Genomic DNA, 435 nt, shown 5'->3' with positions numbered 1-435 from the left:
CGCGGGGCGGAGTGACGCTCCTCGTGTGCTGAACCGAATCCTTCTCGGTCCTGTGAGGCACCGACGGAGTCGGGTCAGCACACCGGGGGAGCAGTCGAACACAGTTCGGCGAGTTCTGCTGGTGCTCCGCGCGGGGAGGGTGAGGGGGTGACGACGCGACGAGCGGATTACCCCTGTGTGCTGCCGGGAGATCCTGCCTGGATCCACGGCGCCGGATACGTGCAGGACATCCTCGCTTCGCTCGCAGCCGCGGCGGCGGTCGCCCACGACTACGGAGATCCCGAGCAGTACGTGTTGCCGCATCTCCCGTTCCAGGTCGCGGTCGACACCATCGGCCGGATCCGATGCGACATGCCGCCCATTCGCCGTGACGCCGTCTATCTGATGTCCTTGCCGGCCTTCCAGTTGGAGGCCCTGTGGCAGGTCCTGGGTGTC

1 protein-coding gene is annotated in these 435 nt (G+C 67.1%); it reads left to right on the top strand.

All coding sequences use genetic code 11. The annotated features are described in order from the left end of the window. Nucleotides 1-147: 147 nt before the first annotated feature. Nucleotides 148-435 (top strand): hypothetical protein (locus ACLZOT_RS50020; RefSeq protein ID WP_416975989.1); only part of this gene is annotated, 288 nt, incomplete at its 3' end.

Origin of the sequence: Streptomyces sp. 4F14, from assembly GCF_048159485.1 — a bacterium.
GTDB lineage: Bacteria > Actinomycetota > Actinomycetes > Streptomycetales > Streptomycetaceae > Streptomyces.
This window is presented reverse-complemented; position numbering and strand designations above follow the sequence as displayed.